Below are 24,660 nucleotides of genomic sequence, written 5' to 3'. Positions count from 1 at the left end.
CAGCAGGAGTTTGGGATGAACAAATGGCTTGGGGTGACGGCGCTGGGGCTGGTTGCAGCCTGTGACGTGCCGCAGGCCCCGTTGGTGACAGGCCCGGACGGGCAGGCCCGCATACAGATCAACCTGTCTGGCCTGACCTGTTATGAAAACAAGTGTCTGGATATCAACCCGGTCGCGCGCAGCGTGCGGCAGATCGGAAACAAGACCACGGGTATTCCAAGGGCGATTGATGTCAGCGACGGCACTGTCACGCCTGTCGAGTTCCGGCAGATGGGCACTGCCGCATCGCTGGCTGGCGGTGAAGGGTCAGGCCGCAACGATCGCTAGCACAGACTGTCCATCTTGCGGGCCAGCTTAGCATCCAGCGACGACAGGCCGCCCACATCATGGGTGGACAAGACGACCTCGACCGTGCGGTAGACATTGAACCATTCGGGGTGATGGTTCCACTTCTCGGCCCAGATTGCCACCTGTGTCATCCAGCCGAAGGCGTGGACAAAATTGTCGAAAATGAAGGTCTTGGTGATCGCATCGCGGCCTTCAACCATGGTCCAACCGTTTTTGAACAGCGGATCCAGAAGCGGGCCACGGGTTTCGGTCGACAAGAGTTCGGTCATTGCTGTTCCTCCGGGTTCGATTTCCTGAACGGGCCGTAATCCGTCAGAATCTCGATCTCTTCTTCCACTGCGTGGCCTTCGGCGTCCAGATATTTCTTGACCGCATCGGCAAAACCCGGATCGCCTACCCAATGCAAGCTATGCGTGCGTGTTGGCAGGTACCCTCGCGCCAGCTTGTGTTCGCCCTGTGCACCTGCCTCGACCCGGGTCAGCCCGTGGGCAATGGCAAAGTCGATTGCCCTATAATAGCACAGTTCGAAATGCAGGCAGGCATGATGTTCGATGCAACCCCAATAACGCCCAAAAAGGGTTTCACGGCCGATATAGTTCAACGCACCCGCAATGGGAAATCCATTCCGTTCGGCCAGCACAAGGGCCATGTCATCTGCCATCGTATCCTGTGCAATATCAAAGAACCGCCGCGTCAGGTAGGGTGAGCCCCATTTGCGCGATCCGGTGTCCTGGTAGAACCGCCAGAACGCGTCCCAATGTTCGGGGCGCAGCTGGTCACCGGTCAGAGTGCGGATCTCACCACCAAAACCACAGGCCTGCGCACGTTCTTTCCGGATAGTCTTGCGCTTGCGCGACGACAGCGCGCTCAGAAAGCCGTCGAAATCCGAATAGTTATCGTTCAGCCAGTGAAACTGCTGCGATCGGCGCAGCATCAGACCCATCTGTTCGCCAGCCAATGCTTCATCCTCGGTACAGAAGGTCGCGTGAAGGGACGAAACCCGGTTGTCAGCCGCAAGCTGCACCGCCCCCTGAACCAGCGCCGACATACCGATCCGTTCATAGCCCGGACGCACCAGAAACCGCCGCCCGGTTGCCGGGGTGAACGGCACCGCGATTTGCAGTTTGGGGTAATACCGCCCGCCCGCGCTTTCATAGGCATGGGCCCAGCTGTGATCGAAGATGTATTCGCCCTGGCTGTGCGACTTGGCATACATCGGGGCCGCCGCGATCAGCATCCCGTCATGATAGGCCGTCAGGTATTGCGGCTGCCAGCCGGTGCCACGCCCGACCGAGCCGCTGTCTTCCAGCGCCAGCAAAAAGCGATGTGTGGTAAAGGGATCAAGCGGCCGCCCGCCATCGGCAGCTTCGGGGCAGGCGCAGGCATCCCACTCTGCCGCTGCAATCTGCGACAGAGCGCCCAGTACCTGAACCTCGATCTGTGCCTGATCCATATGTCCTCCGCGCCTGTCCTTTATCTGTGACCGCACGGAGGGGGTTCAAGTCGAATGCGCAGCCAAATAGCCTTCGAAGGTCACATTGTCGGCAACCTTGCGGGCTTCTGCCTCTTGTTCGGGCGACCGGATTGTCCAACACAGGATCGGCACGCCCCGCGCCTTTAGTTCCGCCACGCGGGGGCGCGACAGGTCCGCGGCTTCGTGGCTGATGAAACTGGCGCCGACACGGTCGAAATCCGGGATATCGCGCAGGTGATCGCAGACGCTTTGCGGCAAAAGCTCGACACTGGGCTCATACGCGCAGGTCGTGATCCCGCGCGGCAGATGCGGGGCAAGCCGCGCCAGTTCAGCGACCGAGTTGGGATTGAAGGACATCAAGGCCACCGGGCCTTTGTAGCCCTGCAACGCGCGCGCGGTGTCGCGTTCAAGCGCGCCCACTTTCGTGCCCATCGCCCCGTCCTGATCCTTTAATTCGATCAGCAACGGCACCCGGCCCGCGACAATTTCCAGCACATCATCCAGTGTCGGAATGCCATCATCCCCATGCAGAAGCGGCGTACCAGAGGCGGCCAGTGCCGTGACCTGCTGAATGGGCCCCGACCGCCCGGTCAGGCGGGTCATGTCATAATCGTGAAAGACCATTGCCTGGTCATCCGATGTCAGTTGAAGATCGATCTCGATCCCGTAGCCAGCTTCAATCGCGGCACGAATGGCCGCCCGGCTGTTTTCCGGGCGGTTCTTGGTAATGTCGTGCAGCGCCCGATGCGCAAACGGGGCCTGCAAAAACACATCTGGTAGGGGCGGCGTCATTCGATTTCGAAAATGCCTTCGATCTCGACCGCGACACCCAGCGGAAGCGACGCCGCGCTGACGGCGGAACGCGAATGGCGACCGGCATCGCCCAGCACCTCGACCAGAAAATCGGACGCGCCGTTGATCACCTGCGGCTGTGCCGTGAATTCAGCGGTCGAGTTCACGAATCCGGTCAGCTTGATCACGCGGACCAGCTTTTCGATATCGCCGCCGCAAGCCGCCTTGACCTGTGCCAGCAGGTTGATCGCGCAGACACGCGCTGCCGCAGCCCCGGCTTCGACATCCAAGTCATCGCCCAGTTTTCCGGTGATCAGCTTATCAGTCTTCGAGATCTGGCCAGATACATAAAGGATGTTGCCGACACGCACGAAAGGCACATAGTTGGCCGCAGGCGCGGGCGCGTCTTCCAGCGTTACACCGAGGCTTTCCAGTTTTGCAGCGATGCTCATTGCGAGGGTCCTTCCCTAATTTCAACTCAGCGGGACGCTAACCGGGAAGCACGGATTGGGAAAGACGGAAACCGGCAAATTTCGGCCTTCCTGCGATCTGAGCGTATCTTTACTGAAAACTCACTGTTGATCGACGGTCACTTTACCCCACCGTGATGAACAGGTTACACGCAAGGTGTTTCATTTAAGACTTGAAACGACTATGTGACTGCAACTTGTGCCACCCCGGCACGTGGATTTTGGTGGATTATTGATTGAATGTCCGGCGGGCGCATGTGCCGGGGCCATTTAGGAGAAACAAAGATCGTGTCGAGCAGATTTCGCCTGAAACACCTTGTTTTACTGTCGGTCATGGCCCTTGTGTCCGCTTGCGCAACAACGCCGCCAGAGGGTGCCTTGCGCAGCGACGTGTTTGATCCGTACGAAAATGCGAACCGGGGAATTCACAAGTTTAATCTGGGTGTTGACCGGTTCCTGTTCCGGCCGGCCTCGAAAGGGTATGTCAAAATCGTTCCTGACCCGATGGTCACCAGTTTCAGCACTTTTGCCGAAAACATCTCGCTGCCCGGTCAGGCAGTTGACTACCTGCTTCAGGGCAATCCAAAACAGATGGGCAATGCTCTGCTGCGCTTTGTGATCAACATGACCGTCGGCGGCTTTGGCTTGTCCTCGCCCGCTGATGAGCTGAACCTGCCACCCGTTGACACTGATTTCGGTGAGACCTTGCATGTCTGGGGGGTTGGCGAAGGCGCTTATGTCGAGCTACCGTTCTATGGCCCGTCGACCCAAAGGGATGCGATCGGGGTTGTGGTCAACCTGTTCTCGAATCCGATCAATTTCAGCCCGACCCGCCCCGCCGACAATCTTGGCGTCTACGCCGAAATTGTGCGGCGCATGGGGGATCGGGGTCGGTTCTCGGATACTGTCGATTCCATTCTTTACGAAAGTGCCGACAGCTATGCGCAGGCTCGCCTGATCTATCTGCAAAACCGCCGCTTCGAACTGGCAAGAGATGACGAAGACGCCTATCTGGACTTGTATTCTGACCCCTATGCCGAAACCGGGACGGACCCGGTCAGGGACCCCTATCTTGACCCCTATGAGGACCCCTATGCTGAATAACGCGTTGAACCGTCGCCATTTTATCGCAGCCGGGCTTGCGCTGGCAGTGCTGCCCGTACCTGCCTTTGCCCAGACCGAGGCCGCCGCCAAGGCGCTTGTGACCAACGTGGTTTCCGACATCAACCGGGTGATCGAGTCGGGTAAATCCGAAAAAGCGATGCTGCGCGATTTCGAAAAGATCTTTGTTCAATATGCTGATGTGCCGATCATGGCGCGCTATGCGTTGGGTGCGGACGCCCGCACAGCCAGCCCGACCCAGCTGAAACAGTTCACCGCTGCATTTCAGGGCTATATCTCGCGTAAATACGGTCGCCGTTTTCGTGAATTTATCGGCGGTGAGGTCGATGTTCGCAATGCCCGCAAGATCAAAGCCGGGTACGAGGTTCGCACGTTGGTCAAGCTGCGCGGATCAGCCCCGTTCGACGTAACGTTCCTTGTTTCCGACAAATCAGGTCGGGACAAGTTCTACAACATGTTCATCGAAGGCGTGAATCTGTTGCTGACCGAGCGAACCGAAATCGGCGCGATGCTGGACGCCCGCAAAGGCAATCTGAATCAACTGATCTCGGACCTGAAAAAGACGGGTTAAGCCGTTTCCGGCACAAAAGTGTGCCGGACAGCTCGTGTTTTTGGAAGTTCAAGAGGGTCGGGTCTGCCTGACCCTTTCTCGTGATGCGCGTGCCTGACAGATTTACGGCATGTAGCTGCGAACCAACGCGCCTGCGATCAAAGCCCACCCGTCAGCGATTACGAAAAACGCCAGCTTGAACGGCAAAGACACGATGGCAGGTGGCACCATCATCATGCCCATCGACATCAATACCGCTGCAACCACAAGATCAATGATCAGAAAGGGCAGGAAGATCAGGAACCCGATCTGAAAGGCGCGCGCGATCTCGGACAGCATGAAACAGGGCATCAACACCGATAACGGGGCCTGAGCTGACAGCTCGATCGCGTCACCGCCGGGGCGCAGGGCCGCCATTGCATAAAACGTATCTGAATCCAGCCGGTTCGCCATGAAGGTGCGAAACGGCTCTAACGCGCGTTCCAGCGCGGGCTCGACCGCCATGGTTTCTTCCATCATCGGGCGTATTCCCGCGGTCCAGGCCTCGGTGAACACAGGGTCCATGATGAAATAGGTCAGAAACAGCGCAAGACTGACCAAAAGCATATTCGGCGGTGATTGCTGAAGGCCAACACCCTGCCGCAGGATCGACAGCACGGTGATCAGAAACGGGAAACAGGTGATCATGATCGCCAGACCCGGAGCAACGCTGAGCACCGTGATCAACAGGATCAGCTGGATGGTGCGGGCCGAGATCGAACCGCCTTCGCCCAGCGACAGGGTCACATCCTGAGCCGCCGCCATCGACGGCAGGGACACCACTACAGCCAGACCCAGCCAGATCACATAGCGCATCAGCCGATTCCGTTTTGCAGATCCGCAATCTCGGTCAGGCGCACGGCCAGCTGCCCCGCCTGATCGCCCTCCATCTCCTCAAGCACCCCGCGCGCCACCAGCTGATCCCCGACATACAGGTCGACCGGGTCTTCGATCCGCTTGTCCAGAGTCAGAACCGCGTTTTCACCCATGTTCAGCAAATCCCGGATCAACGGGCGGGCGCGACCTACCGAAACGGTCACTTCAATCGGAACAGTTTCGAAAGGATTGGGTTTTTCGGTTTTCGGGAACTGGGTGTCATTCATTGGACAAAGCCTTTCTTGCCTCAAAGACGTATGCGTCAAATGCCTGTGCAATGGTGGACAGCAGGGTCGCGCAATCAATCTCGCGCCGGCTTGTGCCGACCTGCAATCGCGCCTGTCCGGGGGCCAGGCCAGGGTCTTCGATGACGCGCGGTGCGGAGTGCAGGGTCTGCGGCAGCAGGGATTGCACCGCTTGCGCGCACCCTTCCGGCACCATGATCTGCATCGGTTGTTCGATTTCCGTGCGCGCCATTTCGCAAAGCTGTTCGACGATCCGGGCGGCCAACCCGCGTTCGACCATGTCAGGCAATACGGTCTGAACCAGGCTTTCGAACATCGGTTCCAGAGACAATGTCATCCGGGTAAGCGCCTCGTGATAGGTGAAGGACATATCCTCGAGCGATCCCGCCAGTTCGGCCGAAACGCGGTCGCGGTTCTGTTCCTGCGCCTGCGCGGCGTCTTCCCAACCGGCGGCGTACCCGTTTTCGAACGCGGCAAGGCGTTGTTCCTCCAGCGTTTCCTCGTCCAGGTAAAGAACGGCTTCGGCGCTGGTCCGGGTGGTGAAATCCTCAAGCAGATGAGCGATGGACATCACACGCGCTCCTCACCTTCTTCAAGCCAGCTGCGCAGGATCTCGACCGTTTCTTCCTGCTTGTCGCCGATCATTGCGCGCAACCGATCAACCGGATCCCCGATGGCACTGACCCCAAGCACGGGAACGGCCCCTTGTTGGGGCAGCGGCGTGAACTCTGCCGTTCCGTCCGCCGCGATTTCACCGGTCAGGACCGACGGGGCCGGTGCCCCTCCCTCCGCGGCCGGCAACAGCGCCGGGACCATCGCGGGTTTCATCAGGATTGGACGGATCACGAACAACGCCAGCACCAGTGACACCAGCGCCAGCGCTGCCATCTGAATCAGTGACATGGCGTCCAGATGGATGTTTTGCCAAAGCGAAGAGGAAACCAGCGTGCCTTGCGGCGTGACCACTGGTAAATCCAGTGATTTCAGCGTGATGACGTCCCCGCGCGCGGCGTCAAATCCCACAGCCGAGGCCACCAGTTCCTCAAGTGCGTCGAGTTCTGTTTGCGGCAGCGGCGTGAAGGATTCAGCGCCCGAAGCATCCAGCGCCCGCGTTCCGTTGACCAGAACGGCAACCGTCAGGCGTTTGATCGCACCGGGGGCGGTGTGCACTTCCAGCTCGGTTTCGGAAACCTCGTAATTCACCCGCTCACGTGTCTGGGTCGCGGTCGAATTCGATTCGTCCCCCCCCGCACCATCGCCGTCGGGCAGGTTTGAGGCCACCGTGACATCGGCTGACTGGTTGCGCGCGCTGTCGGAGCGTTCCTCGACATCCGTGCTGATAGCCACCCTGCCCTTGGGGTCAAAGCGCCGCTCACGCAGGGATTCTGTCCTGGTTTCAGTATCGACGCTGACCTCGACTACGGCATTCCCCGTGCCAACTCGCGCCTCGACCAGACGCAGAACCCGTTCCCGCAGCTGCCGCGCCTTGTCATCCGCCGTGTCGGCGGCCACGGCGGTGTCCTGCCCGCCAATCACGGACCCGTTCGAATCGATCACAGTCACACTCTCGGGTGTCAGCCCGCTGACGGCAGAGGCGACAAGAAACCGGATGGCCTTGGCCTGATCGCCTGTGATATCGCCCCCCGAGGGCACCAGATAGACCGAAGCCGTCGGTGCGACGCTGCGCTGAAACGGATTGGCAGAGCCGTTGGCGATATGAACGCGGGCCTGGCTGACATGCGGGCTGCCCACGATCGTGCGCGCCAGTTCCCCCTCTTTCGCGCGCCAGTAGGCAGCATCGAACATTTGGGATGTGGTGCCGAAGCCGTTCAGCGAATCCAGCAGTTCATAGCCCTTGTTGCCGTTGGCCGGCAGTCCTTCGCTGGCCAAAGTCATCCGCAGCTCGTCCCGTTGTGCGCCAGAGACGTAAATTGATCCGCCCCGAATCTCGTAGGTCACGCCACGCTGATCCAGCGCACGCACGATGTCCCCGGCGGCACTGCTTTCCAGACCCGCGTAAAGCAAGGTCATCGACGGTGCCGTCGCAAGGCGCGACATCCCGAGGATCCCCAGAAACACCAGCACAACAGCACCGGCAACGAAGATTTGTTTACGCCTGTCCAAACTTGCCCAGACAGTTCCGATCTGCTGCACGCTCACCTCCGACTCGCCGACATTCTGCCCGGCGCGTCCTCTGTTTGGACGATTGCCCTTAACAATCGGTTAGTCCCTGCAAGGTTATGACTGGGCGGATCACAGGAATGAGGACGTCATGACCGACGCAACGGCTGAACAGGCGGAAACCCCGGAAAAGAAGGGAAAAAAAGGGATCATCGTCGGGGTGATTCTGGCCATCTCCGGTGCCGTCGGTGGGTATTTCCTGACCTCGTCCGGGCTGCTGCCGCTGGGGAACAAGGCCGAGAAGGCGGAAAGCCATGACGTGGAAAAAGAAGAACCGGCCAAGGCATTGGCGGATGTTGCCTTTCTCGATTTGCCGCCGGTGATCGTTTCGGTGAATTCCGGCGGCGCGCGGCATCTGAAGTTTCACGCACAGCTTGAGGTTAACGCCCTGTACATGACTGACGTGGAAAAAATGCGACCGCGAATCATGGATGTCCTGAACGGGTATCTGCGGGCCGTCGAATTGAAGGATCTTGAGGATTCACTGGCGTTGATGCGTATCCGGGGCCACCTGCTGCGCCGTATCGAGATTGTCGTTGGCGAAGGTCGCGTGCGCGATGTGCTGGTGATGGAATTTGTTCTGAACTAGGAGGCGAAATTGGAGCTGATTGCAGATATTTTGCTGGTCGCCGGCGCCATGGGTGCGGGTCTGTATTGTCTTGTTCTGTCGCGCCGTCTCAAGCGTTTTGCCGATCTTGAAAAGGGCGTCGGCGGCGCGGTGGCGGTGCTGTCGACCCAAGCGGAAGAGCTGCGGAAATCTCTGGATGATGCGCGCAACGCCTCTGATCAGTCGGGCGATCAGCTTAGGGCACTGACGGGGCGCGCCGAAGCGGTGGCACAGCGGCTGGAACTCATGATGGCGTCAATGCACGACGTCGTGCCCGAAAAAGACGCTGATCCCCAACCCGAGGCAGAGGTTTCAGAGACAAGTACCATCACCGAAGTTCAGGAGAGCGTGAAGCACGAAGGCAAACCCGAGCCGCAGGCCAGCGAAGCCGCTGCGCCCCAAGAACAGGCACGCGCACCTGAGGGGCTGATGTTCTTCCGGCATGACCGCAAGCAAGGCGAGGCGCAGGCATGAGCCGCCCGCGGATCAACACTCCCAACGCGCGGCCCCGCGGAGGGGTGCTTGCCGTGATCTCATTGCTGATGATCGGCTCGGCCGCTATCCGCATCGGACTGGAAGCCGGACCCGCCTTTGCCAAACCAGCCAAACCTGAGGCGGAACACGATGAACCCGCCCCGTCCGACACCCGTGACATGCAGGTTCTGCTGACCGAGCTTCTGCGCCGGGAAGAGCGTGTCAAACAAAAGGAAGACATGCTGCGCGAGCGGGAAAACGCTCTGGAAATCGCGGGTCAGGCTATCGAGATGCGCATGGCCGCGCTTGAGGAGGCCGAGGAGTCGTTGCGCACCACTCTGGCGCTGGCGGACAGGGCGGCGGAAAACGACCTGACGCGCCTGACCGATGTCTATCAGAACATGAAGCCGAAAGACGCGGCTGCGCTGTTCGAAACCATGGACCCGACCTTTGCCGCCGGGTTTCTGTCACGCATGTCACCGGATGCGGCAGCCGGGGTTCTGGCGGGGCTCAGCCCCGAAGCGGCCTATACGATCAGCGTTGTCATGGCGGGCCGAAACGCCTCGGCCCCTCAGGAATAGTCGCCCGTGTTCCCCGCGGTTGCAACACACATAGCCGGAGATCTCAGATGATTGGAATTGTTGGAATTGTCGTCATTTTCGTGATGGTCTTCGGCGGCTATCTGGCCGCTGGCGGCAAGATGACCATCATTCTAAAGTCGCTTCCGTTTGAAATGATGATGATCGGTGGTGCCGCTGTTGGTGCCTTTTTGATCAGCAACGACATCGGCGGCGTGAAACACACGATCAAGGACATGGGGAAGGTCTTTAAAGGCCCGAAATGGAAGCCCGAGGATTATCGCGACCTGTTGTGCCTGCTGTTTTCCCTCATCCGCATTACCCGCGCCAATCCGGTAGAGGTGGAACAGCACATAGAAGACCCCGGCAGCTCGGACCTGTTTTCGTCCTACCCCAGAATTCAGGCCGACAAGGAAGCGGTTGATCTGATTTGCGACACGATGCGGTCCGCGGCGATGAATTACGACGATCCGCATCAGGTCGAAGAGGTTCTGGAGAAACGGATGGAAGCGAATTTCCACCATGCCCTGCATTCGAGCCACGCCTTGCAAACCGTGGCCGACGGCCTGCCCGCACTTGGAATTGTCGCCGCCGTTCTGGGGGTAATCAAGACAATGGGGTCCATTGATCAGCCACCGGAAGTTCTGGGCAAACTGATCGGCGGCGCCCTTGTGGGTACGTTTCTGGGTGTCTTTCTGGCCTACGGTCTGGTTGGTCCCTTTGCGGCCAAGCTGAAATCCGTTGTCGAGGAAGACAACCACTTCTATCAGTTGATCAAGGAAGTTCTGGTTGCAAACCTGCACAACCACAATGCTGCCATGTGCATTGAGGTCGGACGCCAGAACACACCAACGCACAACCGCCCTGGTTTCTCTGAGCTTGAGGATGCGTTGAAAGAGCTCAAACGGGCCGCGGCATGAGGCAAACCGCGATACTGGTTGCAGCATTGATCACGCTTGCAACGGCCGCAACCTCTGAAGAGGTGACTGTGCGGTCCGGTGAACATGACGGCTACACCCGGCTGGTTTTCACCGTTCCACCGGATACGGGCTGGGTTCTGAGCCAACGCAAGAACGGCGCCAAGCTGGCAATTGACCTGAAGGGTGTCACATTTCGGACGGGTTCGGTGTTCGGGCGGTTGACATCAGATCGGCTGGCCGCGCTGTCGCAGACGCAACCCGGTGGTGCGCTTGAGCTGGAATTCGGGTGCGACTGCACGGCGTCGGCGTTCCTGTTTCGAAACTCGATGATCGTTCTGGACATTGCGCCAGCTATAGCCCTGCCGCCATTGCTTGCGGATATCCCTCCGCCGATCCGAAAAAATCCGGCAGCGCCGAAACCTGCCCCCCCGGAACACAAGCTTCTTTCCCAGCTGGACCTGCCGCTTTTGACCGGGAAGACGCAAGGGATCAGGGATCAGTTGTCGACCCGTCTGGTGCAAGGGGCGGATCGTGAGCTGCTGGACCTGAATCTGGCACCTGTCGGACCGCGCCGTTCTGCCTCGTCCGAGGCCGTGACGCCGCTACCCGGATTGGCGTCGAACATCCGCGTGACCTCGGTTCTGGATAATCTGCAGGACATTCTGAACTCTGGGTTGCAGCAGATCGACAACAACCCGGTTTGTATCTCGACGGCTGAACTGGGGTTCACGGCATGGTCCGGGACGCTCCCGTTTCCAGAGCAGGTGTCTGCCCTGCGCACAGCCCTGTACAAAGAGTTCGACCGTCTTGACACGGAAAGCGCGCTGGAACTGGCAAAGCTCTATGCCTATCACGGTTTTGGGGCCGAGGCGCAAAAGGTTTTGCAGTTATTGAACACCCCATCGGATGAGGCTGGGCAAGTTGAAGGGATTGCACGGCTGGTGGATGAGCGGCCAGCACAGGAGCCAAATCCGTTCAGGGGCCAGCAACGGTGCAACAGCGACGTTGCACTTTGGGCCGTGCTGTCCGAAGGTCAGCTGGCATCCGACGCACATCTTGAAGCCATCGAGCACAGCTTTGCAAAGCTGCCAGAGCATCTTCGCCGCCATCTTGGCGCGCGGCTTTCGGATATCCTAACAGACACGCACGAACTGGAGGCCGCGCGCAGGATCATGCGTTCGGTCGACCGGGTTGAACAGAACCCGTCCCCGAACGCCACGCTGGCCCGGGCTGGTGTCGCCGAAGCCGAAGGCAACGGCGCCCTTGAAGAGGCCCTGCTGACCGAGGTCGCGACCTCGGCCGGGACAAAGACCGAAGCGCCTTTGGCTTTGGCCCGGCTGGTGGAAAATCGGTGGTCAGACCGCAAGACCGTGTCTTCAAGGGAACTTGAACTGGCCGCGTCTTACGCGATCGAATTCCGGCGATCCGAACTGGGCCCGATGATGAACCGCGCCCATGCGATTGCCCTGGGTCTGAGTCAGGATTTCGACAGCGCATTCGATGTGATCCAGTCTTTGCCAGACGGCCCGGACAGCAACAGCGCTTTCAACCGTCACCTGCAATTGCTGGCAGAGCGATCAGACGACCTTACCTTTTTGCGTCAGGTTACGCTGGTGCAGCAGTCGGATCGCATGGCGGCGCTGTCCACGGATACCGCGATTGCACTGGCCGAACGCTTGGCCGTGCTTGGCTTTGCCGATCAGGCCGTTGCGCTGACAAACAGGCCTGAAGATCAGGCCCGGCGATCAGAGCGCGCCCGTTTGCGCGCCCGTGCGGCGTTGTTGTCGGACCGCCCGCAACAGGCCATGCTTGAGCTGGCCAATGATACCTCGGATGAGGCGCTCGTCCTGCGGGCGCAGGCGTTGGACAAGGTGCAGGACTACGCCGCAGTGGCCGAACTCATGCAGAGCCGCGGGCAACAGGACGAGGCGAACCGATACCTATGGCTGGCCGGGTTGCCGGGGAAAAGATCGGGGCCATCTGACGGAAAATACGCAAGCCTCAACCAAACTGCGGAGGCCCTTTTGGCCCCGCCGGTTCGCGTGTCAGGCAAGCCGCTGGCTGATGCGGGAAGCCTACTGGAGGACAGTCAGGCAACGCGGCAGAGGATCGTCGAAATGCTGAACACGGTCAGGGTGGAGTGAGGTTTCCCAACCGACCGAACCAATTGCCCGGATCGATGCAGGCAGGACGGGGCGCGGTTCACGGTTCTGGCGGATCAAAAATCAGCGGTGTCAGGTCTGCATACCGCACGCTTTTGTCCGGCCAGCCAAGTATTACACGACGGATGCGGTCGGCACGTACTTCCCCAAGCACAGGGGCTGCAAACTGCATGTATTTGGCGATGACGTCGTCCCGTGTCATGGGGGCCTCGGGGCCGCCGCGGGCATGAATATCCCCGGATTTCAGAACACGGCCATCCGTTGTTGTGATCGTGACATCTGCCCAGCGCCCTTCAGGAAACCGGACGCTGTGGTGTTCGCTTTCCGCGACCGTGATGCGGGACATCAGATTGGCGACCGCGGGATCAGACAGGCCAGACCTTGAGATATGTTCAACGCCGATGCGCCCGTAAACGGCCTGAACTGCCACGGCAAATGGCAGGGAATACTGCGCTTGCGAAGTTGTTTCGGGCAGCCCCGCAAAAAGACAGGCCGCCTGATGAAAGCTGTTGATATGCACTGTTTCGATCTGCGCGCTGGTCAGGTCATGCGCGATCATGACAGCGCGCACGCCATCAATCGCGGCATGGGCCCAGCGACAGATCGGATAGGGTTTTACATATTGATGTTCGACCTGCCAGAAGGTGCCCAGATCATCCCAGTAGGGTTTGGCCTCTTCCGCCTCGATGGTGATGGCGGGCGCGCCGGTAAAGCCGCGTTCAGCCAGAACAGCGGCGGAAAGCCCCACCATCGCGCCCCAGCCCGACCCGTCATGCAGCATTGTCGGGTTGGCAATCTCGCGCATCATCTGGCTGCGTGGCCCGTGATATTCGGCGATCCCCATCGCCTGCCGCATCTGGTCGGCAGACAATCCGCGCAGGCGCGCCGCCATCGCGACCACGCCCAGCGCGTTCCAGGCACCGGATGTGTGGTAGTCGCTGACACTGGCGTGCAGTGACAGGCCCGCGCGCCCGGCCACCTCGTACCCGGTGACGACCGCTGCCAAAGCCTCGGGTCCGGTCAGGTTCGGGCAATGTTCGGCCAGTGCGGACAGCGCTGGCAATACGACCACCCCGATATGGCCCTTGGTGGGGTTATATCCGTCGTGACCATCCAGATTGTCGGTTTGCGTAGCGGCGGCATAGGCAGCACCTGCCATGCTGACGGTACGACCATCGAACAGCATCCGTGCGCCATAAGCAGGATCGGAGCTGGCATAAAGCAACGCTGCCGTGTCCCGAGCGATCACACCTGCCTGCATCGGGCCGGATGCGATCAGGATCCCCATCGTGTCGAGCATCATCAGCGCCGCGGCCTCTAGTGCGCTTTCGGGCATGTCCGAGGCCGCGCGGGTCAGCGTGAAATCGGCAACCCTGGAAAATGTATTTGTCTGCGGGTTATGCGTCATGAGAGCTCTCCTGTCGGGCGGGGCCGGTACAGGAAAGTCAGCCACAGGTAAGGGCGGGCTTGTACTCTGTTCCCGACGCCAAATGTCGGGAACAGAGGAAAACGTATGAAGAAGAGACCCTAGTAAGGGGCTTCGACGCCGTTCATGGACACGTAGACTGTTTTCATTTCCGAAAAATGGTTGATCGCAAGCTTCGAATTCTCGCGTCCGACACCCGACATTTTCGATCCCCCGAACGGGGCCTCGACCGGGGCAAGGTTATAGGTGTTGATATAACAGGTCCCCGCCTCGAACCCGGCCACAACACGGTGCGCGCGGGTCAGGTCATTGGTGAAGACGCCTGCAGCCAGACCAAATTCGGTGTCATTGGCACGGGCCATGACCTCGGATTCCGTGTCGAAATCCAGCACCGACATGACGGGGCCAAAGATTTCCTCGCGCGCGATGGTCATGTCATCGTTCACATCCGCAAAAACGGTTGGTTGCATGTAGAAACCGTCGCCTTCGATCCGGTTGCCGCCGAACACCAGCCTTGCGCCCTCGGCCCTGGCTTTGTCGACATAGCTCAGCGCGATGTTCAACTGGTTTTCGCTGACCATCGGGCCAAAGCTGACGTCCTCGTCCATCGGATCGCCGATTTTGGCATTGGCCAGACGTTCGGACAGGCGTTTCAGGAAGGCATCCTTGATCCCTTTTTGCACAAAGACGCGGGTACCGTTGGAGCAGACCTGGCCCGATGAATAGAAGTTGCCAAGGATCGCGCCGGACACCGCGTTTTCGATGTCGGCATCCTCAAAGACGATCATCGGAGATTTGCCGCCCAGCTCCATGGTGACGTGCTTCATGCCGTCAGCTGCCGCGGCATAGACCTTGCGGCCTGTCGGCACCGATCCGGTCAGCGAGACCTTGGCTACACGCGGATCGGTGACCAGTGCGGCCCCCACGTCGCCATAGCCCTGAATCACGTTGTAGACACCCTTGGGTGCGCCGGCTTCGACCAGAATTTCGGCCACTTTCAATGCCGAAAGGGGCGTGGTTTCCGAAGGCTTGAAGACCATTGTGTTGCCGCAGGCCAGCGCCGGGGCACCTTTCCAGCAGGCAATCTGCGTGGGATAGTTCCACGCACCGATGCCCACGCAAACGCCCAGCGCCTGAAGGATGGTGTAGACGAAATCTCCACCGCCCAGCGGAATATGCTCGCCGGTCAGAGAGGCGGCCAACCCGCCGAAATATTCCAGCGCATCTGCACCCGATGTGGCATCTGCCACCGTGGTTTCCTGAATCGGTTTGCCGGTGTCATGGGTTTCCAGAACCGACAGGTCGTAGTTGCGGTCGCGCATAATGTCGGCCGCGCGGCGCAGAATGCGGCCGCGTTCTGTTCCGGTCAGTGCGGCCCAAGCTGCCTGAGCGGTTTTCGCGCTGTTCAGAGCCTTTTCTACAATCGCCGGTGTCGCCGAATGCAGACGGGCAATCACCTCGCCGGTAGCGGGGTAGATCACGTCAATGGCCGCGCCATCGGTATCCTCGACATAGGTGCCGTCGATGAAATGGCTGGCCTTGGGCTGAAACTTCATACCGTGTCCTTTTCGCTCGACCCCGTCCGGGCGGGGCATTTGGTCATTTTGAATCGGCCCTAATGGTTATTGACTGGCCAGTCAATAAAATCATCCAAGCGGCAAGGTCACGCCTGCCACCGCGCACAAATCTTGAAATTCTTTGGTTAATGTTCTATATATGTTCCACATAGTCAGAGGACAAACCGATGACCCAGCACATGCGCCACGCCGCCCTGAACGGGCCAAACAATGACTACCACCTGCTTCCGGTAACAGACCGGCAGATGCGATATGCGCGCGCCATTGCCGAGAAATCAGCGCTTGAGATCCCGGTCGAAGTTCAACGTGACAGGCGATTGTTGTCCGACTGGATTTCGGCCCACAAATCATGTGGCACCTCGCAATTCGACAATTACCCGACGGGCAAGCAGGTGGCGTTCGCTGAACGGATTTCACGCAGCAAGCGTCGCCCGATCCCGTCCGAGTGTTTTCGAGACAAGAAAATGATGTCCCGCTGGATTGACCACAACAGATAACCCTTATTTAGGGTCTTCTGGCGCATGATTGCGGGTATATAGCGCAACCGCAGCCGCAACAAACATTCCCAGCAGAATGTAACCGGTCACAGCCTCGGACACGGCAAGCCCGCGGCACAGGCCGGTCGGGGACATGTCGCCATACCCGACCGTGGTGAAGGTGACATATGAGAAATACAGGACATCCCCCGGACCCTGCGCCCCGACCACACAATTATCGTTGTACCCAAAAGCTCCGTAGACGGCGGCGAACAGGAACGGGACGACCTGGATGAATGACACACCCATCAGGAACAAAAGCCGTCGCGGCGATGTAACCTGGGTCATGTAATACCAGGATTGCGACACCAGCCAGATCAGCAGGCCAACCGACGCGATTGTTCCGATCATGTCACCCGCAGCGGTTTCGTTAAGACGCGATAGCCCGAACCAGGCAAGAAAACTTGTCAGAACCAGCCCCAATGCAGCAATCAGGGTCGATTTCCATTCTTCCAGAGTTGTGGGTTTGCGGTGCATGAACGCCCTCTCAGCCTAGTCTGACGGTGATCATCCGACCTAAAGCAAGGGCCTGCAACCCGCTTTCAGTCCTGCCGCAAATGCGGCTCGCCCCGCTTGCGCGCAAGCACTATCTGCTTTTGCCGTTCACGAAAGCGCATCTTGTCAGCCTCGGAGGTCTCGTCGATGCATTGGTGACAGGACACGCCATGTTCATATTCGGGGCGTTTCATATCCTCGGGCAGGATCGGGCGACGGCAGCCATGGCACAGCTTGTGCGGCCCTTCAACAAGGCCGTGGCCAACCGAGACGCGGTTGTCGAACACAAAGCAGTCACCCTGCCACGAGCTGTCTTCGGATGGCATCTCTTCAAGATAGCGCAGGATACCACCTTTGAGGTGATAGACATCCTCGACCCCCTGCCCCAGCAGGTAATTGGTGGACTTCTCGCACCGGATACCGCCGGTGCAGAACATGGCAACGCGCTTGTTGTGAAAGCGATCTTTGTTCGCCTCCCACCAGGCCGGAAATTCGCGGAAACTGGCTGTTTCAGGGTCTATTGCGCCTTCAAACGTGCCGATCGCCACTTCGTAGTCATTGCGGGTGTCGATCACCACGACATCGTCCGAACGGATCAGATCGTTCCAGTCCTGCGGATCGACATAGTTGCCGACACGGGCGCGCGGATCGACATCCGGCTGACCCATGGTCACAATCTCTTTCTTCAGCCGCACTTTCATCTTGCCGAAAGGCGGATGGTCCGAGGACGCCTCTTTCCACTCCAGATCCGAGCAACCGGGCAGAGCCCGGATATGCGCAAGAACCGCATCGATCCCGGCGCGTGGGCCTGCGATGGTGCCATTGATGCCTTCTTGCGCCAGCAATAGCGTTCCCGTGACGGACTGCGCGCGGCACAGATCAAGCAACGGTTCGCGCAGCGCGACAGGGTCCGGGAATCGGGTAAAGTGATAGAGGGCAGCGATCGTGTACATATGCGCGATCTACCCTCGCAAACCCGGAGTCGCAAGGGATTGCATTGACGCCCCGCGCCCAGCCCCCTACCGATAAGGCAGTTATACGGAGGCCGCCATGACCCATGCCCTGCTTGTCATTGATGTCCAGAACGACTTTTGCCCCGGCGGTGCCTTGGCAGTGGCCGGAGGAGATGAAATCGTCGCGCCGATCAACGCCATGATGGAGGAGTTTGACGCCGTGATCCTGACGCAGGACTGGCATCCGGCGGGGCATTCTTCGTTCGCCAGCACGCACAATGGCAAAAGCCCGTTGGAGTTGATCGACATGCCCTATGGCCCGCAGGTGCTGTGGCCGGACCATTGCGTTCAGGGCTCAAAAGGTGCCGCGTTTCACCCCGAGTTGCGCACCGATGGCGATTTGATCCTGCGCAAGGGGTTTCGCAGTGGCATCGACAGCTACTCGGCGTTTTTCGAAAACGACCATCAGACGCCAACAGGCCTGAAAGGCTATCTTGAAACCCGAGGCATCACCCGTTTGACACTGGTTGGATTGGCGACCGATTTCTGCGTTCACTATTCGGCTGTAGACGCTGCCCGGTTGGGATTTGATATCACAGTCCGGATGGATGCCTGCCGCGCGATTGACATGGACGGATCGCTGGCTGCCGCAAAACAGGCCATGCGCGATGCCGGTGTTACGCTGGCCTAAGGTGTCGCCCCGGCAGCTGCCAGCAGCTTGATCGTCACAAACAGAATAACGGCCAGCCCGAACGCCAGCCCGATACGCCCCGAAATAGAACGCCGACGTGCCGAAACGGGCTGCTGTGGCGGTGGCAGCGGTTTGCGCACCTGACGCGTACGCACGATCCCGGCCATGGGCTGTGCCATCCGTATGTAATGCAGAAAGTCCCACAGGTTGAACTCGCCGCAATACTCCCCCTGAACGCCGCGCGATTTTATGTTCTCAAACAGAGAACGCAGAATCCTGACCCGGTCCACCTGATCTTCGGCCGGAAACACACCGGGCACGATGCCGCTGTTCCGCGACTCGAGGCTGAACCCCGCATCCAGGAAAATCTTGCGGATTTTCGGCGATGTTCCCCGTAGCGCATCGGCTGTTCTGATGTCGCGAAACACCGCACACACCTGGCGTTCCACATCAGAGGCTGACCCCAGCTTTTCGGGGTCGAAATCGTTCAGTGCTACATTAACAATGTCAAAATCGTACTCGAGACCCATTCACAAACTCAGTTTCGTCTTACCATCCCCTTTTCTCACTAACCGGCGAAGACACTGCACAATAAGCCCGTAATGTGACGTCATGCTGGCATTGTCACCAAATCAGCGACTCTTGCCATTCCCGAAATCGATTGATCTAACTACGGAAATCGCAGGAGTTCCCCATGGTCGACATCGCGACCCGTGTCTACAATCATAAATGGAAGATTGACCCGATTGTCCGGTCTTTAATCGACACAGACTTCTACAAACTGCTGATGTGCCAGTCAGTGTTTCGAAACAAGCCCCAAACAAACGTGGTGTTTTCCCTGATCAACCGGTCGAATCACGTGCCTTTGGCCCGTTTGATTGATGAAGGCGAGTTGCGGGAACAGCTGGATCATATCCGCTCGCTTAATCTCAGCCGGGGGGAAAGCACCTGGCTGCGGGGCAACATGTTCTATGGAAAGCGCCAGATGTTCCGTTCCGATTTCATGGAATGGTTCGAGAATATGCGCCTGCCGCCTTACCACCTTGAATGCAAAGGCGATCAGTACGAACTGACCTTCGAAGGCAAATGGCACGAGGTCATGTTGTGGGAAATTCCGGCGCTGGCGGTATTGATGGAATTGCGGTCGCGCGCGGTGCTGAACGACATGCGCCGGTTTGCGCTACAGGTGCTTTATGCCCGCGCGATGACCCGCGTGTGGGAAAAGATCGAGAAGCTGAGTACGATCAACGGTTTGGGCATCGCGGATTTTGGCACGCGGCGACGGCATTCCTTCCTGTGGCAGGACTGGTGTGTGCAGGCGATGATAGAAGGGCTCGGCCCCGCGTTTACTGGGACATCGAACTGCCTGATCGCGATGCGGCGTGAGGTTGAGGCCATCGGCACCAACGCGCATGAGCTGCCGATGGTCTATTCCGCGTTGGCCGACACCGATGCCGAACTGGCGCAGGCCCCTTATGACGTTCTCAGCGATTGGCACGACGAACATGACGGCAATCTGCGCATCATCCTGCCCGATACCTACGGCACCAAGGGCTTTCTGGACAACGCGCCCGACTGGCTGGCGGGCTGGACCGGTATTCGTATCGACAGCGGCGACCCGGCTACCGCCGCCGAGGTGGCCATCGACTGGTGGAAAGCGCGCGGAGAGGACCCGACCCAAAAACGGATCATTTTCTCGGACGGGTTGGACGTAGGCAGTATTCAGGAATTGCATGCACAGTTTGCGGACCGCACCAAAGTATCTTTCGGCTGGGGTACCTTGCTGACCAACGATTTCCGCGGACTGGTCCCTCATGACGCGCTGGCACCGTTCTCACTGGTCTGCAAAGCCGTATCCGCAAACGGACGCCCGACGGTAAAGCTGTCGGACAATCCGGAAAAGGCAATGGGCCCTGCGGATCAGATCGAGCGATACAAACGGGTGTTCGGCGTGGGCGCACAGGAAGCGATCAAAGTGATTGTCTGAGCTAAGGCATAATACCAAACACTTACCCTCAATTCATATAATGTTAGGACTGAACGACCACCGACTGGCGTCGGTAGGATCGGCGATATGGTTTTCGAGGTATTGCAGCACGATGTCTTCGGTGATGGCACCGTTGGTGGTTGAGAAATACCTCCTGCCCCAGAACCGGCGACCCCAGTAGCGGCTGCGCAGGGCGGGAAGTTCCCGTTGCACCTTGTGAGACGAACGGCCCTTCATCTTGCGCACCGGACCCGAGATGGCAATCTTCGGCGGCACCGACACGAACAAATGCACGGGATTGCTCGACAACACCCCGCGCAAGATGTCGACCTCGTTCTCGTGGCAGACCCAACGGATGATGGCGCGCACCCGCAAGCGCACCGCACCGGTCAGCACCTAGTAGCGATACTTGGTCGACCAGACGATATGGTAGCAGTGATAGAAAACACAGTGCTTGCCAGTGTCATACTACATGACCTTACCCTCTGGAAAATGAGCCTTCGAACCGGCTGCGGCTCATTTTCCAGAGGGTAAGATCATAACACGATTCTCCGCGCTGAAGCAGGTCCGACTGGAGGTCGGAGGGTTTACTCCAATGAGTGGATACTGAAACTTGTGGTGCCGCTGAAGGGACTCGAACCCCCGACCCCATCATTACGAATGACGTGCTCTACCAGCTGAGCTACAGCGGCGCCTTGAGTCATCCGGAACTGGCCTCTACCGGATGAGATGGCCCATTTAAACTGTCAGCCTAAAGCCTGCAAGACCAGTTATGTCCGTTCGGGCCTTTCCCCCCTTTTCACCAGAGGTTGTCGTCGACGTATTGGGCCAATGATCAATCCAATGGGGCGAGCTTCCAGTTTGTGAAATTTTTGTAACGACGCATGAGTAGTTTTGACTCTAAGTTTATTATTCTATATTTCATGAAATATGATGGAAGAGATAACCGACCAGCTGGCCATCCTTGGCCACCCGCAACGTATCACCGTATTTCGCATGTTGATGCGACGGTATCCTGACACTGTTCCAGCGGGGGAACTGGCGTCGGAACTGGGGATCAAGTCCAGCACCTTGTCGAACTATCTCAACGCGTTGCAGCGATCCGGGCTGGTCAAGCAGGAACGATCCGGGACGTCACTGCTCTATTCGATTGAGATGAAGAACGTGCAGCACATGTTCGATTTCCTGCTCGTGGATTGCTGCCGTGGCCGACCCGATCTTTGCATGCCCTTGGCCAAAGGGCGCGAAACCATGGCTGATCGAAAGTTCAATGTGTTGTTCATTTGCGTGGGTAATTCTGCCCGGTCGATCTTTGCCGAATCCCTTTTGCGGGATATCGGCGGGGATCGGTTCAATGTGTATTCGGCCGGCATACGACCGTTTTCCGAACTCAACCCGTTTGCAATTCGGGTTCTGCAAGACAAGGGGCATGATACATCGGCGCTCCGCTCCAAGAATGTATCCGAGTTCTCGCGACCGGGCGCACCTGAAATGGATTTCGTCTTTACGGTCTGCAATCAGGCTGCGAACGAAGAATGCCCCGCGTGGGAAGGCCAGCCGATCAGCGGTCACTGGGGCATGGCGGATCCGGTCAAGGCAGAAGGCACCGATGCCGAGAAAAGCCTGGCCTTTCAAAACGCGTACGGCGCGCTGAAGCGTCGGGTTCAAGCCTTTACATCGCTGCCGGTTGAAAGCCTGGACCGGATCGCACTGCAATCCGCCGTTGATGAAATCGCGCGGTCGCCACTTGAGGATGCGCCATGACGACTTACGCTGTGAACGGCCTTGGCCGAATGGGGAAACTGGCCCTGAAGCCCTTGTTGGAACGGGGCGCAAAGATTGCCTGGATCAACGATGCCTTCGGCGACCCCCAGATGCACGCGCATCTGTTGGAGTTCGACACGGTACACGGGCGTTGGGATGCAGAATTCAGCTTTGATGCCGACAGCATCACTGTGAATGGAACCCGCCTGCCGTTCATCGGCACGAAAGACCTGAACACCCTGCCGCTGGATGGCGTTGATGTCGTGATCGACTGTACGGGCGTGTTCAAGACCGAGGCCAAGCTGGCCCCATATTTTGATGCCGGGGTAAAGAAAGTCGTCGTCTCTGCCCCGGTCAAAGACGGCCCGACGGCAAATATCGTTGTTGGAGTGAATGAAAGCACATATGACCCCGCGACCCATAAAATTGTGACAGCGGCCTCTTGCACAACGAATTGCCTGGCGCCGGTGGTCAAGGTGATCCACGAGAATCTGGGTATCCGCCACGGGTCGATGACTACGATCCATGACGTGACCAACACGCAAACAATCGTTGATCGGCCCGCAAAGGACTTGCGGCGCGCACGGTCGGCCCTCAACTCACTGATCCCGACGACCACCGGTTCGGCCACCGCCATCACACTGATCTATCCGGAACTCAAGGAGCGTCTGAACGGTCACGCCGTCAGGGTGCCGCTTTTGAACGCCTCGCTGACCGATTGCGTATTCGAAGTTGAGCGGGCCACCACGGTTGACGAGGTCAACGCCCTCTTTAAAGCGGCGGCTGAGGGTGACCTGAAGGATATTCTGGGTTATGAAACCCGCCCTCTGGTATCTACCGATTACACCAATGACAAACGCTCCTCGATTGTCGATGCGCCCTCGACCATGGTGACAAACGGGACACAGGTGAAAATCTATGCGTGGTACGACAATGAGATGGGCTATGCGCACCGCTTGGTGGATGTGGCGCTGATGGTCGGGTCCTCGCTGTGACCCAGCGGCCCGAAGGACTGTCGGCTTATGTCGCGGTCACGGCGGCTTATTGGGCCTTCATGCTGACTGACGGGGCGCTCAGGATGTTGGTGCTGCTGCACTTTCACACCATGGGATTCTCACCGGTTCAGCTGGCCTATCTGTTTGTGCTTTATGAGATTGCTGGGATCGTCACCAACCTGGCCGCAGGCTGGATTGCCGCCCGGTTCGGGTTGACGTCCACCCTTTATGCAGGATTGGGGCTGCAGGTGGTGGCGTTGCTTGCCATGACACAGCTTGATCCGCACTGGACCGTTACCGCCTCGGTCAGCTTTGTGATGATGGTACAGGGGGCAAGCGGAGTGGCCAAGGATCTGGCCAAGATGTCGTCGAAATCATCAGTCAAATTACTGGCCCCGGCCGAGGGCGGAGGGTTGTTTCGGTGGGTCGCTGCGCTGACCGGATCAAAAAATGCCGTCAAAGGGCTGGGTTTCCTGTTGGGCGCGGCCATGCTGGCCACGTTGGGATTCATGGCGGCAATCCTGGTCATGGCGGCGGTTCTGGCACTGATCCTGTTCGCAGTTATCCTGTTCATGCCAGCGGGCCTGCCGAAGGGGCGAAAAGGGGCGAAATTCTCGGAAGTATTGTCAAAATCCGCCAATGTGAACTGGCTGTCCGCGGCGCGGGTCTTTCTGTTCGGTGCGCGCGATGTCTGGTTCGTGGTCGGCATCCCGATCTATTTCTACGCCGTCCTGTCGGATGGCACCGAGGACGGCAACCGTTCCGCGTTCTTCATGATCGGAACATTCATGGCGGTGTGGGTCATCCTCTATGGCGCAGTGCAGGCCTACGCGCCAAAGATCCTTCGTGCGGCGGATCGAACCGAAGGCGATTTGATCCGCGCGGCGCGCAGTTGGGCGAGTGCCCTTTTCTGCGTTCCTGCGACTCTAACATTGGCCGTTTCGCTGTCACATGGGCCTGAAACCTGGCTAACCACAACGCTTGTGGCTGGGCTGCTGATCTTCGGAGCAATCTTTGCGGTGAATTCATCGCTGCATTCCTATCTGATCCTGGCTTTCACCCGGTCCGAACGTGTGACAATGGATGTCGGATTTTATTACATGGCAAATGCAACAGGACGGCTGATCGGCACGGTTCTATCAGGCCTGACCTACCAGATCGGAGGATTGCCACTGGTCCTCGGGACCGCGACCGTGATGGTGGCCCTTGCTGCGTTGACTTCAGGCAAACTGACGGATCAAACCTCCGAAGCACTGACGTGACCATTTCGAACGATATCTCACGGACTGGATCGCTCTTGCCATGATCGGTGGCGTTCTGATCAGAGGGGCTGCGCAAGGTTATTGAAGAACGATTAGCGAGAATTTTATATGTTTCGGCATATGACCTCGCAAAGCT

At 58.7% G+C, this 24,660-nt stretch carries 27 protein-coding genes, 1 tRNA gene and 1 pseudogene; 14 read left to right on the top strand and 15 right to left on the bottom strand.

The genetic code is table 11. The features are described from left to right. Window positions 1–15: 15 nt before the first annotated feature. Window positions 16–327 (top strand): hypothetical protein, encoded by a 312-nt coding sequence (locus ACR0BK_RS08885; RefSeq protein WP_480554376.1) that lies wholly within the window; start codon window positions 16–18, stop codon window positions 325–327. Here ACR0BK_RS08885 and ACR0BK_RS08880 read toward each other — a convergent pair. The 4 genes from ACR0BK_RS08880 to ACR0BK_RS08865 are packed head-to-tail and all read right to left on the bottom strand — an operon-like array spanning window position 324 to window position 3,066. Beyond that, window positions 324–617: a 4a-hydroxytetrahydrobiopterin dehydratase gene (locus ACR0BK_RS08880; protein WP_209505128.1), complete on the bottom strand. Its 294-nt coding sequence runs from the start codon at window positions 615–617 to the stop codon at window positions 324–326. The two genes, ACR0BK_RS08885 and ACR0BK_RS08880, sit on opposite strands and share 4 nt — an antisense overlap. Then, a complete protein-coding gene (locus ACR0BK_RS08875) occupies window positions 614–1,801 on the bottom strand; it encodes a GNAT family N-acetyltransferase (protein WP_480554374.1) in 1,188 nt (395 codons plus the stop codon). Before ACR0BK_RS08875 ends, ACR0BK_RS08880 begins: the two co-directional genes overlap by 4 nt. Window positions 1,802–1,846: 45 nt before the next feature. Beyond that, complete coding sequence (locus ACR0BK_RS08870) at window positions 1,847–2,614, bottom strand: glycerophosphodiester phosphodiesterase family protein (protein ID WP_480554373.1); 768 nt, start codon at window positions 2,612–2,614, stop codon at window positions 1,847–1,849. Further along, a complete protein-coding gene (locus ACR0BK_RS08865) occupies window positions 2,611–3,066 on the bottom strand; it encodes a RidA family protein (RefSeq protein WP_480474299.1) in 456 nt (151 codons plus the stop codon). The genes ACR0BK_RS08870 and ACR0BK_RS08865 overlap by 4 nt, the downstream gene beginning before the upstream one ends. Before the next feature lie 351 nt (window positions 3,067–3,417). Between ACR0BK_RS08865 and ACR0BK_RS08860 the strand changes: the two genes are divergently transcribed. Both ACR0BK_RS08860 and ACR0BK_RS08855 read left to right on the top strand, forming a co-directional pair. Continuing rightward, window positions 3,418–4,188: an MlaA family lipoprotein gene (locus ACR0BK_RS08860; RefSeq protein WP_480476848.1), complete on the top strand. Its 771-nt coding sequence runs from the start codon at window positions 3,418–3,420 to the stop codon at window positions 4,186–4,188. Next, window positions 4,178–4,777 (top strand): MlaC/ttg2D family ABC transporter substrate-binding protein, encoded by a 600-nt coding sequence (locus ACR0BK_RS08855; RefSeq protein WP_480554371.1) that lies wholly within the window; start codon window positions 4,178–4,180, stop codon window positions 4,775–4,777. Before ACR0BK_RS08860 ends, ACR0BK_RS08855 begins: the two co-directional genes overlap by 11 nt. Before the next feature lie 102 nt (window positions 4,778–4,879). Here ACR0BK_RS08855 and fliP read toward each other — a convergent pair whose 3' ends face one another. Genes fliP through fliF form a run of 4 tightly spaced genes read right to left on the bottom strand, consistent with a single transcriptional unit; the run spans window position 4,880 to window position 8,070 of the window. Then, window positions 4,880–5,611, bottom strand: a complete 732-nt coding sequence (fliP, locus tag ACR0BK_RS08850) for a flagellar type III secretion system pore protein FliP (protein ID WP_480554370.1) — start codon at window positions 5,609–5,611, stop codon at window positions 4,880–4,882. Continuing rightward, the gene (locus ACR0BK_RS08845) at window positions 5,611–5,898 is read right to left on the bottom strand and encodes a FliM/FliN family flagellar motor C-terminal domain-containing protein (RefSeq protein WP_267364617.1); all 288 of its coding nucleotides are present in this window, start codon (window positions 5,896–5,898) and stop codon (window positions 5,611–5,613) included. The genes fliP and ACR0BK_RS08845 overlap by 1 nt, the downstream gene beginning before the upstream one ends. Next, window positions 5,891–6,487: a FliH/SctL family protein gene (locus ACR0BK_RS08840; RefSeq protein WP_480554369.1), complete on the bottom strand. Its 597-nt coding sequence runs from the start codon at window positions 6,485–6,487 to the stop codon at window positions 5,891–5,893. Before ACR0BK_RS08840 ends, ACR0BK_RS08845 begins: the two co-directional genes overlap by 8 nt. Next, a complete protein-coding gene (gene fliF / locus ACR0BK_RS08835) occupies window positions 6,487–8,070 on the bottom strand; it encodes a flagellar basal-body MS-ring/collar protein FliF (protein WP_480554368.1) in 1,584 nt (527 codons plus the stop codon). Before fliF ends, ACR0BK_RS08840 begins: the two co-directional genes overlap by 1 nt. A gap of 118 nt (window positions 8,071–8,188) precedes the next feature. Between fliF and ACR0BK_RS08830 the strand changes: the two genes are divergently transcribed. The 5 genes from ACR0BK_RS08830 to ACR0BK_RS08810 are packed head-to-tail and all read left to right on the top strand — an operon-like array spanning window position 8,189 to window position 12,820. After that, complete coding sequence (locus tag ACR0BK_RS08830) at window positions 8,189–8,686, top strand: flagellar basal body-associated FliL family protein (protein ID WP_480554366.1); 498 nt, start codon at window positions 8,189–8,191, stop codon at window positions 8,684–8,686. Window positions 8,687–8,695: 9 nt separating this feature from the next. Further along, window positions 8,696–9,178 carry a hypothetical protein gene (locus tag ACR0BK_RS08825; protein WP_480554365.1) on the top strand — a complete coding sequence of 161 codons (483 nt, stop codon included), beginning with the start codon at window positions 8,696–8,698 and terminating at the stop codon, window positions 9,176–9,178. After that, window positions 9,175–9,759, top strand: coding sequence for a MotE family protein (locus tag ACR0BK_RS08820; protein ID WP_480554364.1), 585 nt, complete (start codon window positions 9,175–9,177; stop codon window positions 9,757–9,759). The genes ACR0BK_RS08825 and ACR0BK_RS08820 overlap by 4 nt, the downstream gene beginning before the upstream one ends. 47 nt (window positions 9,760–9,806) lie before the next feature. Beyond that, a complete protein-coding gene (gene motA, locus ACR0BK_RS08815) occupies window positions 9,807–10,676 on the top strand; it encodes a flagellar motor stator protein MotA (RefSeq protein WP_480554363.1) in 870 nt (289 codons plus the stop codon). Further along, a complete protein-coding gene (locus ACR0BK_RS08810; RefSeq protein ID WP_480554362.1) occupies window positions 10,673–12,820 on the top strand; it encodes a hypothetical protein in 2,148 nt (715 codons plus the stop codon). Before motA ends, ACR0BK_RS08810 begins: the two co-directional genes overlap by 4 nt. A gap of 58 nt (window positions 12,821–12,878) precedes the next feature. Here ACR0BK_RS08810 and ACR0BK_RS08805 read toward each other — a convergent pair whose 3' ends face one another. Continuing rightward, complete coding sequence (locus ACR0BK_RS08805; protein ID WP_480554361.1) at window positions 12,879–14,246, bottom strand: MmgE/PrpD family protein; 1,368 nt, start codon at window positions 14,244–14,246, stop codon at window positions 12,879–12,881. 119 nt (window positions 14,247–14,365) lie between these two features. Beyond that, window positions 14,366–15,820, bottom strand: coding sequence for a betaine-aldehyde dehydrogenase (gene betB / locus ACR0BK_RS08800; protein ID WP_480554360.1), 1,455 nt, complete (start codon window positions 15,818–15,820; stop codon window positions 14,366–14,368). 188 nt (window positions 15,821–16,008) lie between these two features. Between betB and ACR0BK_RS08795 the strand changes: the two genes are divergently transcribed. Beyond that, the gene (locus ACR0BK_RS08795) at window positions 16,009–16,338 is read left to right on the top strand and encodes a hypothetical protein (RefSeq protein ID WP_480518051.1); all 330 of its coding nucleotides are present in this window, start codon (window positions 16,009–16,011) and stop codon (window positions 16,336–16,338) included. A 3-nt stretch (window positions 16,339–16,341) separates the two neighbouring features. Here ACR0BK_RS08795 and ACR0BK_RS08790 read toward each other — a convergent pair whose 3' ends face one another. Both ACR0BK_RS08790 and trhO read right to left on the bottom strand, forming a co-directional pair. Continuing rightward, window positions 16,342–16,854, bottom strand: a complete 513-nt coding sequence (locus ACR0BK_RS08790) for a potassium channel family protein (protein WP_209505145.1) — start codon at window positions 16,852–16,854, stop codon at window positions 16,342–16,344. Window positions 16,855–16,919: 65 nt separating this feature from the next. Next, window positions 16,920–17,825 (bottom strand): oxygen-dependent tRNA uridine(34) hydroxylase TrhO, encoded by a 906-nt coding sequence (trhO, locus tag ACR0BK_RS08785; RefSeq protein ID WP_480474312.1) that lies wholly within the window; start codon window positions 17,823–17,825, stop codon window positions 16,920–16,922. Window positions 17,826–17,922: 97 nt separating this feature from the next. Here trhO and pncA point away from each other — a divergent pair, with 97 nt between their 5' ends. After that, window positions 17,923–18,516: a bifunctional nicotinamidase/pyrazinamidase gene (pncA, locus tag ACR0BK_RS08780; RefSeq protein WP_480554359.1), complete on the top strand. Its 594-nt coding sequence runs from the start codon at window positions 17,923–17,925 to the stop codon at window positions 18,514–18,516. Here pncA and ACR0BK_RS08775 read toward each other — a convergent pair. Next, entirely contained in the window at window positions 18,513–19,046 is a 534-nt protein-coding gene (locus tag ACR0BK_RS08775; RefSeq protein ID WP_480554358.1) for a hypothetical protein, read from the bottom strand. The two genes, pncA and ACR0BK_RS08775, sit on opposite strands and share 4 nt — an antisense overlap. A gap of 164 nt (window positions 19,047–19,210) precedes the next feature. On the opposite strand from ACR0BK_RS08775, the gene pncB reads away from it, so the two are divergent. Continuing rightward, the gene (gene pncB, locus ACR0BK_RS08770; protein ID WP_480554357.1) at window positions 19,211–20,503 is read left to right on the top strand and encodes a nicotinate phosphoribosyltransferase; all 1,293 of its coding nucleotides are present in this window, start codon (window positions 19,211–19,213) and stop codon (window positions 20,501–20,503) included. 33 nt (window positions 20,504–20,536) lie between these two features. Here pncB and tnpA read toward each other — a convergent pair. Both tnpA and ACR0BK_RS08760 read right to left on the bottom strand, forming a co-directional pair. Beyond that, a pseudogene (tnpA, locus tag ACR0BK_RS08765) lies at window positions 20,537–20,929 on the bottom strand (IS200/IS605 family transposase). A 190-nt stretch (window positions 20,930–21,119) separates the two neighbouring features. Next, a tRNA-Thr gene (locus ACR0BK_RS08760) sits at window positions 21,120–21,195 on the bottom strand. A 238-nt stretch (window positions 21,196–21,433) separates the two neighbouring features. Here ACR0BK_RS08760 and ACR0BK_RS08755 point away from each other — a divergent pair. Genes ACR0BK_RS08755 through arsJ form a run of 3 tightly spaced genes read left to right on the top strand, consistent with a single transcriptional unit; the run spans window position 21,434 to window position 24,524 of the window. Next, a complete protein-coding gene (locus ACR0BK_RS08755) occupies window positions 21,434–22,267 on the top strand; it encodes an arsenate reductase/protein-tyrosine-phosphatase family protein (RefSeq protein WP_480554355.1) in 834 nt (277 codons plus the stop codon). Beyond that, window positions 22,264–23,262, top strand: coding sequence for an ArsJ-associated glyceraldehyde-3-phosphate dehydrogenase (locus ACR0BK_RS08750; protein WP_480554353.1), 999 nt, complete (start codon window positions 22,264–22,266; stop codon window positions 23,260–23,262). Before ACR0BK_RS08755 ends, ACR0BK_RS08750 begins: the two co-directional genes overlap by 4 nt. Then, window positions 23,259–24,524: an organoarsenical effux MFS transporter ArsJ gene (gene arsJ, locus ACR0BK_RS08745; RefSeq protein ID WP_480554352.1), complete on the top strand. Its 1,266-nt coding sequence runs from the start codon at window positions 23,259–23,261 to the stop codon at window positions 24,522–24,524. The genes ACR0BK_RS08750 and arsJ overlap by 4 nt, the downstream gene beginning before the upstream one ends. Window positions 24,525–24,660 lie beyond the last annotated feature (136 nt).

The organism is Ruegeria sp. AF1, from assembly GCF_056542125.1.
This window is presented reverse-complemented; position numbering and strand designations above follow the sequence as displayed.

Excerpts from the sequence above, each read along its gene's own strand:
- ACR0BK_RS08885 (WP_480554376.1), top strand. The coding sequence starts at position 16 with ATGAACAAATGGCTTGGGGTGACGGCGCTGGGGCTGGTTGCAGCCTGT.
- ACR0BK_RS08880 (WP_209505128.1), bottom strand. The coding sequence starts at position 617 with ATGACCGAACTCTTGTCGACCGAAACCCGTGGCCCGCTTCTGGATCCG.
- ACR0BK_RS08875 (WP_480554374.1), bottom strand. The coding sequence starts at position 1,801 with ATGGATCAGGCACAGATCGAGGTTCAGGTACTGGGCGCTCTGTCGCAG.
- ACR0BK_RS08870 (WP_480554373.1), bottom strand. The coding sequence starts at position 2,614 with ATGACGCCGCCCCTACCAGATGTGTTTTTGCAGGCCCCGTTTGCGCAT.
- ACR0BK_RS08865 (WP_480474299.1), bottom strand. The coding sequence starts at position 3,066 with ATGAGCATCGCTGCAAAACTGGAAAGCCTCGGTGTAACGCTGGAAGAC.
- ACR0BK_RS08860 (WP_480476848.1), top strand. The coding sequence starts at position 3,418 with ATGGCCCTTGTGTCCGCTTGCGCAACAACGCCGCCAGAGGGTGCCTTG.
- ACR0BK_RS08855 (WP_480554371.1), top strand. The coding sequence starts at position 4,178 with ATGCTGAATAACGCGTTGAACCGTCGCCATTTTATCGCAGCCGGGCTT.
- fliP (WP_480554370.1), bottom strand. The coding sequence starts at position 5,611 with ATGCGCTATGTGATCTGGCTGGGTCTGGCTGTAGTGGTGTCCCTGCCG.
- ACR0BK_RS08845 (WP_267364617.1), bottom strand. The coding sequence starts at position 5,898 with ATGAATGACACCCAGTTCCCGAAAACCGAAAAACCCAATCCTTTCGAA.
- ACR0BK_RS08840 (WP_480554369.1), bottom strand. The coding sequence starts at position 6,487 with ATGTCCATCGCTCATCTGCTTGAGGATTTCACCACCCGGACCAGCGCC.
- ACR0BK_RS08830 (WP_480554366.1), top strand. The coding sequence starts at position 8,189 with ATGACCGACGCAACGGCTGAACAGGCGGAAACCCCGGAAAAGAAGGGA.
- ACR0BK_RS08820 (WP_480554364.1), top strand. The coding sequence starts at position 9,175 with ATGAGCCGCCCGCGGATCAACACTCCCAACGCGCGGCCCCGCGGAGGG.
- motA (WP_480554363.1), top strand. The coding sequence starts at position 9,807 with ATGATTGGAATTGTTGGAATTGTCGTCATTTTCGTGATGGTCTTCGGC.
- ACR0BK_RS08810 (WP_480554362.1), top strand. The coding sequence starts at position 10,673 with ATGAGGCAAACCGCGATACTGGTTGCAGCATTGATCACGCTTGCAACG.
- ACR0BK_RS08805 (WP_480554361.1), bottom strand. The coding sequence starts at position 14,246 with ATGACGCATAACCCGCAGACAAATACATTTTCCAGGGTTGCCGATTTC.
- betB (WP_480554360.1), bottom strand. The coding sequence starts at position 15,820 with ATGAAGTTTCAGCCCAAGGCCAGCCATTTCATCGACGGCACCTATGTC.
- ACR0BK_RS08795 (WP_480518051.1), top strand. The coding sequence starts at position 16,009 with ATGACCCAGCACATGCGCCACGCCGCCCTGAACGGGCCAAACAATGAC.
- ACR0BK_RS08790 (WP_209505145.1), bottom strand. The coding sequence starts at position 16,854 with ATGCACCGCAAACCCACAACTCTGGAAGAATGGAAATCGACCCTGATT.
- trhO (WP_480474312.1), bottom strand. The coding sequence starts at position 17,825 with ATGTACACGATCGCTGCCCTCTATCACTTTACCCGATTCCCGGACCCT.
- pncA (WP_480554359.1), top strand. The coding sequence starts at position 17,923 with ATGACCCATGCCCTGCTTGTCATTGATGTCCAGAACGACTTTTGCCCC.
- ACR0BK_RS08775 (WP_480554358.1), bottom strand. The coding sequence starts at position 19,046 with ATGGGTCTCGAGTACGATTTTGACATTGTTAATGTAGCACTGAACGAT.
- pncB (WP_480554357.1), top strand. The coding sequence starts at position 19,211 with ATGGTCGACATCGCGACCCGTGTCTACAATCATAAATGGAAGATTGAC.
- ACR0BK_RS08755 (WP_480554355.1), top strand. The coding sequence starts at position 21,434 with ATGATGGAAGAGATAACCGACCAGCTGGCCATCCTTGGCCACCCGCAA.
- ACR0BK_RS08750 (WP_480554353.1), top strand. The coding sequence starts at position 22,264 with ATGACGACTTACGCTGTGAACGGCCTTGGCCGAATGGGGAAACTGGCC.